The sequence below is a fragment of the Micromonospora sp. ATCC 39149 genome, from assembly GCF_000158815.1.
GTDB lineage: Bacteria > Actinomycetota > Actinomycetes > Mycobacteriales > Micromonosporaceae > Micromonospora.
Genome location: NZ_GG657738.1, coordinates 4036126 through 4045903, shown reverse-complemented (window position 1 = coordinate 4045903; position 9778 = coordinate 4036126). Strand labels below are relative to the sequence as shown.

The 9778-nt window shown below is 72.4% G+C and carries 12 protein-coding genes; 1 reads left to right on the top strand and 11 read right to left on the bottom strand.

Annotated features, from left to right (window positions below; translation table 11 throughout):
* The 11 genes from MCAG_RS33745 to MCAG_RS17355 form a co-directional block, all read right to left on the bottom strand.
* On the bottom strand, window positions 1–649 hold a 649-nt coding region (locus tag MCAG_RS33745; RefSeq protein ID WP_036373895.1), incomplete at its 3' end, for a WXG100 family type VII secretion target.
* A gap of 17 nt (window positions 650–666) precedes the next feature.
* Window positions 667–1206 (bottom strand): hypothetical protein, encoded by a 540-nt coding sequence (locus MCAG_RS17395; protein ID WP_007074290.1) that lies wholly within the window; start codon window positions 1204–1206, stop codon window positions 667–669.
* 37 nt (window positions 1207–1243) lie between these two features.
* Window positions 1244–2152 carry a S8 family serine peptidase gene (locus MCAG_RS35935; RefSeq protein ID WP_050777992.1) on the bottom strand — a complete coding sequence of 303 codons (909 nt, stop codon included), beginning with the start codon at window positions 2150–2152 and terminating at the stop codon, window positions 1244–1246.
* Entirely contained in the window at window positions 2113–2604 is a 492-nt protein-coding gene (locus MCAG_RS29740) for a S8 family serine peptidase (protein WP_050777991.1), read from the bottom strand. Before MCAG_RS29740 ends, MCAG_RS35935 begins: the two co-directional genes overlap by 40 nt.
* A gap of 83 nt (window positions 2605–2687) precedes the next feature.
* Window positions 2688–2969, bottom strand: coding sequence for a WXG100 family type VII secretion target (locus tag MCAG_RS17385; protein ID WP_007074288.1), 282 nt, complete (start codon window positions 2967–2969; stop codon window positions 2688–2690).
* A gap of 28 nt (window positions 2970–2997) precedes the next feature.
* Complete coding sequence (locus tag MCAG_RS17380) at window positions 2998–3306, bottom strand: WXG100 family type VII secretion target (protein WP_007074287.1); 309 nt, start codon at window positions 3304–3306, stop codon at window positions 2998–3000.
* A 205-nt stretch (window positions 3307–3511) separates the two neighbouring features.
* Window positions 3512–3769 (bottom strand): hypothetical protein, encoded by a 258-nt coding sequence (locus MCAG_RS17375; RefSeq protein ID WP_007074286.1) that lies wholly within the window; start codon window positions 3767–3769, stop codon window positions 3512–3514.
* A gap of 9 nt (window positions 3770–3778) precedes the next feature.
* A complete protein-coding gene (locus MCAG_RS17370; protein ID WP_007074285.1) occupies window positions 3779–4504 on the bottom strand; it encodes a hypothetical protein in 726 nt (241 codons plus the stop codon).
* A 31-nt stretch (window positions 4505–4535) separates the two neighbouring features.
* Window positions 4536–4829 carry a hypothetical protein gene (locus MCAG_RS17365; protein WP_007074284.1) on the bottom strand — a complete coding sequence of 98 codons (294 nt, stop codon included), beginning with the start codon at window positions 4827–4829 and terminating at the stop codon, window positions 4536–4538.
* Window positions 4830–4847: 18 nt separating this feature from the next.
* Window positions 4848–5264 (bottom strand): YbaB/EbfC family nucleoid-associated protein, encoded by a 417-nt coding sequence (locus MCAG_RS17360; RefSeq protein ID WP_036373892.1) that lies wholly within the window; start codon window positions 5262–5264, stop codon window positions 4848–4850.
* 88 nt (window positions 5265–5352) lie between these two features.
* Window positions 5353–9315, bottom strand: a complete 3963-nt coding sequence (locus MCAG_RS17355; RefSeq protein WP_036373889.1) for a type VII secretion protein EccC — start codon at window positions 9313–9315, stop codon at window positions 5353–5355.
* Window positions 9316–9520: 205 nt separating this feature from the next.
* On the opposite strand from MCAG_RS17355, the gene MCAG_RS17350 reads away from it, so the two are divergent.
* Window positions 9521–9778, top strand: a 258-nt coding sequence (locus tag MCAG_RS17350) for an EsaB/YukD family protein (protein WP_036373887.1), incomplete at its 3' end; no start/stop codon positions are given.

Here is a 9778-nt window from a genome sequence, read left to right as displayed (position 1 = left end):
CCCCGCCGGCACCGCCGCCGCCCGGGCCGCCACCGAGGTTCGGCACCTCCGGCGGGCCCGTCTGGAAGCTGCTGGGGGTCACCGAGCCCGGCGCCTCCATCGTGCGGTCCCTGAAGTTGCCGTTGACCTCGTCGTAGACCTTCCGGGCGTCACCCTCCTGGTCGGAGAACCAGCCGGTCACCCAGTCGCCCACCTTGCCGAGCTGCTCGACCGGCCAGCTACCCATGAGTTCCGCCGTGACCCGGGTCTCGAAGAGCCCCACCCCGAGGGTGATCTCGCCGTTGCGGGCCGCCAGGACGTCACCGACGCAGGCCGCCGGGATGGGCATCTTGTTCTGGGCGTCCTCCAGCTGGGTGGCGGCGGTTTCCAGGGTGGTCACGATGCTGACCTTGCCGCGCCCCGGGTTGTCGATGTCGTCGACGATCGACTTGGCGTTCTTGGCGAGCCCCTCGATGTGCGTCTTGAACGATTCGTACGCCGGGCCCTTCCAGACCGCGCCGAGATCCTTGACGTTCGTCTCCAGGCTCTCCCGGACCTGATCGAGGTTCTTGATCAGCTCCCGCCAGCCCAGCGCGGCGCTCTGCACGTCGGCCGGACGGCCCTCGACGAGCACCTCCCGGGCCATGTCCTCCCAGCTCTTGTCCCCCACGTCCCGCTCCCGTCGATCTAGCTGCCGCCGCGGGCGGCGTCGGTGAATGCCTGCTGCATCTCCTGCGCGGTCATCTCGTTGGCACCCTCGGCGGTCTCGTAGTTCCGCTTCACCGTGCGCAGCGCCTCGGCCGCCGAGTACAGGTTCTCTGAGAGGGTGCGCAGCCCGCCCTCCGTGCCGCTGTAGACCTGCTGGTGCCGCTGGGCAAGCTGCAGGGCGTACGGAAAGCCGCCCAGCGGGCCCTTGCCGGCAACGGCCTGGTCGCCGCCGAGCTTCTCCTTGATGTCGACCATGTCGTACGAGAGCCGGTTCAGGTAGCTGGCGTGTGTCTCCAGCCAGGTGATAGCCGAGTCGAGGTTGCCGGCGTCCCACTCCGTCTGGACACCCTTCTCGCCCTTGCCGGCGACCAGCCCGCTCGGCGTCTCGGCCTGGTCCACGCCGATCCGGTCGAAGCTGATCCCCCGGATGTTGCCCATCCCCGGGTACATCGGGTTGACCGGCAGCGGCACGGGCAGGTCGATCTCCACCCGGTCCGGATCGTTGCGTTCGTCGCTCATGGTGCCCTCCCCTGGCCCCGTTCCTCAGGTGTCGGTGTCAGCGCCCCGGTGGCCCCGGCGGGGCGTGCGGGCCCGGCCCCGGCGGATACGGCGGGTACGGACCCGGTGGGGCCGCACCCGCCACCGGGCCCGGCTGACGCGGGCCCGACGGGTACGGGTCCGGCTGATGCGGGCGCGTGGGCGGGCCCGGTGGGACGCGGCGGCGCGCCGCCCGGCGGTTGACCACGATCAGCGCAACGATCACCGCGCCGGCCAGGAGCACCACGAGCAGGCAGAGCGCGAGCTGGATCGGCGCGTTGTCCGCGAGGCCGAAGGAGACGGCCGGCCGATCGTCGCCGGAGTCGTCGGCCGCTGCGTCGGCCCCGGACCCGGTCGGCTTCGCGGACCCGCCGGCCAGCAGCGGGTTGCCGTCCACCTCGGACACGGTGGCGGTCAGCGCGGCCAGCACGTCGACGCCGCCGAAGCCGTACTCCGGATCGCGGCCGGGGGCGCCCCGGTCCCGCGCCGTACGGATCAGCCGGTTCACCACGTTGGCGGCGTCGAGCTTGGGATAGCGGGACCGCACCAGCGCGGCGACTCCCGAGACGATCGCCGCCGCGTCGCTCGTCCCGTCGCCCACGCCGTAGCCGTTCGGCGAGACCGGTGGCGGCGCCGGGCTGATGATCCGCTCGCGGGCGCGGCGAGCCCCCAGCTCCGGGCCCGGTGACCGACCCGCTCCACCGGGATCCGCTCTTGCCCGGTTGCCCCGACCGTGAGGACGCCGGGGAAACGTTGGCCGGCGTCGGCACGGCCTGGGCGGTACGGCGGTTGCGGCGGCGGCCACCAGCACCGCCCCCTTGCCGAGCGCGTACTGGACGGCCTCGGTGATCTGCGGGTCGCTGCCGGGAGCGCCGATGGACAGGTTGATCACATCCGCGCCGGCGTCGGCCCGCCCAGCGGATGCCACCCGCGATGTCCCACTCGCGCGGCTGGCCGAGCGCCACCGGCAGGGATCTTCGCCTCCGGGGCGATACCGAGCAGGCGCATGGACCCGCCGCCCCGGCCGGCGATGATGCCGGCCATCGCCGTGCCGTGCCCCTTCTCGCGATCCGGGTCGGCGCGGCCGTCGGCCGGGACCGCGCTCGACAGCGAGGTGCCCTTGAGCACCTGCCCCTTGAGGTCGGGGTGGGCGGCGTGCACCCCGCCGTCGATCACCGCGACCGTGACGCCCCTGCCCCTGGTCAGCTTGTGCGCCTCGGGGATCCGCAGCGTGTCGAGGTGCCACTGGAGGCCGCGCACCGTGTCGGCGGCACCGGCCGGCGCGGGCGCGGTCAGCAGGCCACCGCCGGCCACCGTGACCAGCGCCAGCATGGCGGCGGCGAACCGCGGCAGCGGTCGGCGGTGCTTCCCCGTGCGCATCGCTCTCCCGGACCCCTCGTCGACCCCTCACGCAGCGCGGCTCCGGTCCGGTCGAGCCGGACCGGAGCCGCTCCGGCGTCAGCTCAGCTGTTCCACACCTTGGAGTTGCTCATCTCCGTGGTGACGTAGTTCTCGCGGGCGATGCCGACCGCGCCGCCGATGTCGTTCAGGATCTTGTTGATGTCCCGGACGGCGGCGTCCCACTGCGCCTGGTGCTGCTGGTAGGCGGTGCGATCCTCGCCCTCCCAGTGCAGCTTGGTCAGCATCGACCGCAGCGTGTCCAGCTTCTCGTCGATGGTCCGCGAGATGGCGGTCATCTGCTGGTTGCTGCTTTCGAGGACCGCGTAGTCAACCTTGATGCTCATGATTTCCTCCCCTACACCTGGCTGCCGGTCACGGGTTCAGGGCAGCGTGGAACTTGTCCAGCATCTGCTGCTGTTCCTCGTCGTTGACCTGGTGGGTCGTGCCGGACTTGTCGAGCAGGTCGGCGATGTTGTCCATCGCGGTCAGCAGCTTTGCGGTGTCCTCGTTCCAGCGCAGCATGAGCTGCTGGAAGCCCGAGGACGCCTGCCCCTTCCAGGCCATCGCCAGGTCGTCGACCACGTTCCACAGCTTCTTCAGCTCACCGTCGACATCGCCGCGCGTGGCCCGCACGTCATTCGCCGCGGTATGCAGAGTCGATGCGTCGACCTCGAACGCCATGCTTCACACCCTTCCGTCATCGTTGTGGCGGCGGAACTCTGCCGCGCCTTCCCCCGCGGCAAGGCGACCAACCCCACCGACGGACATTCTGCATGCACCGTAACCGACCCCGTCCAATGTGCGCAGCCCTGTCACCGGGCCGTCTGCGGCGCGCGGGCCGGCGCGCTCCCGCGTGGAGCGTCCCTGTCGGACCGCGTCGCTCTGCTCAGGACGGCCGGCGGTACGACCGCACGTGCAGCACCACGCCGAACACCAGCAGCGCGGCCAGCAGCACCACGCCCGCCCAGAGCACCGGCTTCTCGAAGGCCCGGTCCAGCACCACCGGCAGCAGCGCGGCGATGCCCACGAGGACCGTCGCCTCGCTGGCCCGCTTGGCCCAGGTCGCCCGCGAGAGCTGCGCGACCAGCCCCAGCACGAGGAAGACCGGGATGGTGACCAGGGAAAACACGAAGAGCGCCGCCATGTCGCCCTCTCACTGGTAGAAGTTGGAATCCTTGACCCAATCGATCTTGATGTCCTTGATGTCCGGGTCCGTGCCGGTGGCCGCCCAGCCCGGGCGGGAGTCCGACACGAAGGCGAACCGGTTGTTGTGCTGGAACCCCGCCATCACGGTGGTGAACAGCGCGCTGATGTCGCCGAAGACCAACGCGAGGATCGCCACGCTCACGGTCAGCCCGGCCACCCCGATTGCCTCGGCGATGGGCGCGGTCGGCGGGAACGCCTGGAGCGCGACCGACGCGATCACCGCGATCAGGATCGGGATGAGCGCCTCGACCAGCGCGTCGACCGCGTCGTTGAAGGCGTCCCGGGCGGCGGTGAGGCTCTCCTTGTTGGCGTTGAACGCCTCGGCCAGTGAGTTGATCTCCGCACCCAGCTTGCGGAGGAAGAGCTCGAACGCGTCCCGGTCGTCGAAGTCCCACTCCTCGTCGGACGGCGGCACCTCACCCAGGGCCGCGCCGAACTGGTCCGCGCCGAGCAGCCGGGCGGCGTCGCCCCACTCCTTGATGGACTTGTTGACCTCGTCGTTGTCGAACGTCTCCAAATAGGCGATCATCACGCCCAGGAAGCCCGCCCCGACCAGCCACATCCAGTTGGCGCGGGCCGCCGGGAGCAGGCCCCGCACGGGTGCCGTCGTCGCGGCGACCGTGTGCGTGCCGGTCACCGCACCGGACGCGTTGGCGATCAGGATCTCCGTCATCGGTGCTGCCCCCCGTCACGCGCCCGGTCGGTCACTTGACCACCCAGGGCTGATCCGACTTCTCCCAGTTCTTGGCAGTCTGTTCGAGCTGCTGGGCCGCCCGGTGCAGGTGCTCGATGCCGCTCTTCACGTTGTCCAGGTGGCCGTCGACCGTGGCGTTGTGCGCCTCGACGGTCGCACCACCGAAGAGGGTCAGCGACCCGGCCGGCAGCTTCACACTCTCCAGCAGCGCCTGGACGTTTCGCAGGTATTGGATCGGGCCGTCCGGGGCGTCGAGCTTCTGGCTCGCCTTGCGGATCGCGTCGACGTCGACCTTGTTCGCCATCGTGTCTCCCTGCCGGACTCAGCGGCGCAGGCCGCGGAACGGGTCGCCCAGGTCCACCCCGAACCGGCGGAACCAGTCCTCCGGGGTCAGGGTGCCGGCCTGGGCCTGCCGGACCAACTCGGAGCCGCCGAGCATCTCGGTGAGCAACTCCTGCTGGTGCTCGCCGAACGCCGCGTACGCCGCGTCGATCGCGGCCTGGAGCGACTCCGCGAGGGAGAAGCTGTCCAGCCGCATCGCCCGGGCGTTGATCTCGATGTCGCCGACCTTCATCTCGCCGTCGATCGTGACCCGGACCAGGCCGTCCGGGCTCTCCCCCGTCACCCGCAGCTCGGCGCGCTGCCGCTGAAACTCGGCCAGCCGACGCTGCTGCTCCTGCGCCTGACGCAACATGCTCTCGACGGCGCCGCCGACGCCGTACCCCCCCGAGGTGCTCACCACGGTCCTCTCTGCACAACCGACGATCGGCCCGACGCTACCCGACCGGGTCATCCGGCGTCCGTCCCCAGCCCTGACGAAACGCAACCTAGGCCGGTTCGGACCAGGCCGTCTGGATGAGCTGCTGGCCGTCGCGCCGCCGCACCAGCGTGCCCCGGCCCGGCGGCTGCGGGCTCGGGCGAAGCGTGCCGAAGACCGGCCCCTCCTCCCGGGCGCCGGACATCAGCAGGCCGGGCGAGTCCAGCTCACGCAGGCGTTGCAGCACCGGCTCGTACAGCGCCCGCGCCACCCCGCCGACCCGGCGGGTGACGATCAGGTGCAGGCCGATGTCGCGGGCCTGTGGCAGCAGCTCGTGCAACGCGCTGAGCGGGTTGCTGCCGCCGGAGGCGACCAGGTCGTAGTCGTCCACCAGGATGTACAGGTCCGGCCCCTTCCACCAGCTCCGGTCGCGCAACTGGGCGGTGGTGACATCCGGGCCGGGCAGCCGGTTGGACAGGGCGCTGCGGATCGACGCGAGGCCCTGAGCGAAGGCCTGGTTGGACGGGGCGTAGTCGAGCAGGTGCTCGCCGTCGACCGCGCCGAGCAGGCCGCGCCGGTAGTCGGCGATGACGAGGCGGGCCTGCGCCGGGGTGTACCGCTCGACGATCCCCCTCGCGATGACCCGCAGCAGGTTGGTCTTGCCGCACTCGGCGTCGCCGAAGACCGTCAGGTGCGGCTCGTTCGCCAGGTCCAGGTAGACCGGGGCGAGCGCCGACTCGTTCACCCCGATCGGCAGGCCGGGCGCGGACCGGTCGGCGACCCGGGCCAGCTCGGCCAACGGCAGCCGGCGCGGCAGCAGCCGTACCTTCGGCGCTGGCGCGCCCGGCCACGCCCGCGCCACGTGCCCGGCCAGGGCGATTGACGCCTCGGTCAGGTCGTCGACGTCGCGGCGGCCGTCGATCCGGGACACCGCCGCCAGGAAGTGCAGCTTGTCGCGGGTCAGGCCGCGACCCGGGGTCTTCTCCGGTACGTTCTGCGCGGCCCGCCGGTCGATCTCCGACTCGGCCGCGTCGCCGAGCCGCAGCTCCAGCTTCGTGCCGAGCAGGTCGCGCAGGTTGATCCGGATCTCCGCCCAGCGCACCGCCGTGATCACCACGTGCACGCCGAAACCCAGCCCCCGATTGGCCAGGTTCGTGATGGTCTGCTCCAGCTCCTCGTACTCCTGGCGCAGCGTGTTCCAGCCATCCACCACGAGGAAGACGTCGCCGAACGGATCGTCGGCGAACTCGCCGGCCGCCCGGCGACGCCGGTACGCCGCCACCGAATCGATGCCGTGCTGGGCGAACCGCTGCTCCCGCTCGTCGATGATCCCGACCACCTCGGCGACCGTGCGGCGGACCGCCTCGGTGTCCCGCCGGCCGGCCACCCCCGCCGTGTGCGGCAGCCCCTCCAGGCTGCGCAGCGCGCCGCCGCCGAAGTCGAGGCAGTAGAACTGCGCCTCACGCGGGGTGTGGGTGAGCGCCAGCGAGGCGAGCAGCGACCGCAGCATCGTGCTCTTGCCGGACAGCGACGCGCCGACGATGACCACGTTGCCGCCCGCGCCGGCCAGCTCCACCATCATCGGATCGCGCCGCTGCTCGTACGGGCGGTCCACCACCCCGACCGGGACGGTGAGCCGGCCCCGGCCCGGCCACCCGGCAGTGGTCAGCCCGTACGTCGGGTCCACGGCGAGCTGGCCGAGCAGGTCCAGCAGGCTCGGCGGCTCGGACAGCGGCGGCAGCCAGACCTGGTGGGCGGGCCTGCCCCGGCCGGCGAGGCGCTCGATCAGCACGTCGAGCATCGCCACGGCCTTACCCTCGGCCGGCTGCTCCGGCTCGTCCACCGGCTCCACCGGCAGCTCCGGGGCGGGCGCCGGCACGAACCCGATGCCGTACGGCAGGATCCGGCGCTGCACCAGCGCCTGCGTCGAGCGTGCCTGCTCCCCCGGCGCCCGGTACGGGCCGGACACGTACGCCGCGCGGAACCGCAGCATCGTCGCGGTGTCGGTCTTCAGGTACCCGTGGCCGGGCGCGCTGGGCAGCTCGTACGCGTCGGGCACGCCGAGCACGATCCGACTCTCCACGGCCGAGAAGGTGCGCAGGCCGATCCGGTACGACAGGTGCGTGTCCAGGCCGCGCAGCTTCCCCTCCTCCAACCGCTGGCTGGCCAGCAGCAGGTGCACCCCCAGCGACCGGCCGAGCCGGCCGATCATCACGAACAGGTCGATGAAGTCGGGCTTCGCGGCGAGCAGCTCGCTGAACTCGTCGCAGATGATGAGCAGGCTCGGCATCGGGTCCAGCGACTCGCCGGCGGCCCGCGCCTTCTCGTACTCGTACCGGGAGACGTAGTTGCCGGCGGCCCGCAGCACCTCCTGGCGGCGGTTCATCTCGCCCGCCAGGGCGTCGCGCATCCGGTCGACCAGCGGCAACTCGTCGGAGAGGTTGGTGATCACCGCGCTGGTGTGCGGCAGCGCGTCCAAGGAGGCGAACGTCGCGCCGCCCTTGAAGTCGACCAGGACGAAGTTCAGCTCCTCCGAGGAGTGGGTGACCGCGAGGGCGGCGACCACCGTACGCAGCAACTCGCTCTTGCCGGAGCCCGTGGCGCCGATGACCAGGCCGTGCGGGCCCATGCCCTCGTGCGCGGACTCCTTGAAGTCCAGCTCGACGACGTTGCCGTCCGGGCCGACGCCGAGCGGGATGCGCAGCCGGTCGCGGTGGCTGCGCGGTCGCCAGGTCTGCTGCACGTCGACGGCGGCGGCGTCGCCGACGCCGAGCAGGTCCGGCAGCTCGGTGCTACGGGCCAGCGGCTCCTCGGCGCTGGCCTGCTGCTGGGAGAGCCGGTAGGGGGCGATCTGCCGGGCCAGCCCCTCGGCCGCGGCGGCGGTGAGCCCGTCCGGGCGGCCCAGCCGGGTGGTGGTCGCGCCCCGGACCAGGTCCAGCGCGCTCCCGTCGCCGGCGTCGAGGCAGAGCAGCCAGCGGCCGGCGTCGCGGGGGACGACGCCGGAGAGGTCCAGCACCGTGGTGCCGAGCAGGCTCGGCCCGGTGAGCTGGCAGGTGGCGGCGACCTCGCCGCCGTCGACCACCACCACCAGGTGCGGTGCGGTGGTCAGTGGCTTGGCGTCCGGGGCGAACCGGGGCCGACCGGCCAGCTCGTCGGCGAGGGACTCCTCGGCCTCGGCGAGGGTGGCGAAGACCAGGCGACGCGCCCCCGCCGCGTCGGTGCGCCCGGGGTGCTGGGCATGCGGCAGCCACTTCACCCAGTCCCAGGCCGGCTGCCGGTCCTCGGCGGCCACCACGACGACGCTCAGATCGTCCGGGGCGTGGAAGGTGGCGAGCTGACCCAACGTCGCCCGGGCCAGGTCCAACACCGGCTCCCGCTCGCCGCGCAGCACCACCCGGGAGAACGCCCGCACCGACAGCGCGGTGGGCAGGTCCGGCACCGTGGAGTGGGCCCGGACGAACCGGCGCAGCGCGATCGCGCTCATCGGCTCCAGGTCCTCCACCGGCTTCGTCTCCGGCGGCACGATCTCCACCGCCAGCCGCTGCGGGCCGACCGCGATCCGTACCTCGCCGAAGTCGTCCTCGGTGATCCGGCGTTCCCACAGCCGGCGGGACGCGGCGATCGACCAGAGCGCGTCGGGCTCCGGGTGCCGCCAGGTCATCGCGGCCCGCTGCTGCTCGGCCGCGCGCCGGGTGCGCTTGCGCATCTGGGCCAGGTATCGCATGTAGTCACGACGCTCGGCGTTCAGCTCGGCCTTGTCGTTGCCGCCGTTGCTCAGCGAGCCGATCGCCATGCCGAGCATGGAGACACCGAAGAGTCCACCCGCGACGTACGTCATCACGCCGCCGCCCCGGCCGGCGTAGAGGAACGCCATCGCGCCGACGCCGCAGACCATCGGCAGGATCATCAGGAGCTGCCCCATGCCCCGGGGGGTCGGCTCGGGCAGCTCCGGCGGGGACTCCAGCAGCACCTCACCACGCGGCAGGGCGGGCCCTGATTGACGCGGAAGCCGACGGAACACGACGGTGCTCACGGCGCTCTCTCCTCCCCCAGAAGCGGCCCGGGACGCCGGCCGGCGCGGCGTGACGTGCGGCCGGGGTGGCGCGACGACCGGGCGCGGGCCGTCGGGTGGGCATCGTACGTGGGGGTCATCGTAGGTAATCTCCCGTGGGCGTCGTGGACCCCACGTCGGCGGCGGCCCGGGCGGATGAAGCGTAGGCGAGCGCGAGGAGGCCACAGTGGCGACGAGGACGGCGACCGGCGGCCTGAGCCGGATCACCATCGTGGCGCCCCGGACCCGGATGGACCTTGCCCTCCCGGCCGACGTGCCCCTGGCGGACCTTCTGCCGACCCTGCTGCGGTACGCCGGCGAGGACCTCGCCGACGAGGGGGTGCGGCACGGTGGCTGGAGCCTGGCCCGGCTCGGCGGGCAGCCGCTCGACGGTGGCCGTACGGCGGCGCAGCTCGGCATCCGCGACGGCGAGGTGCTCTACTTC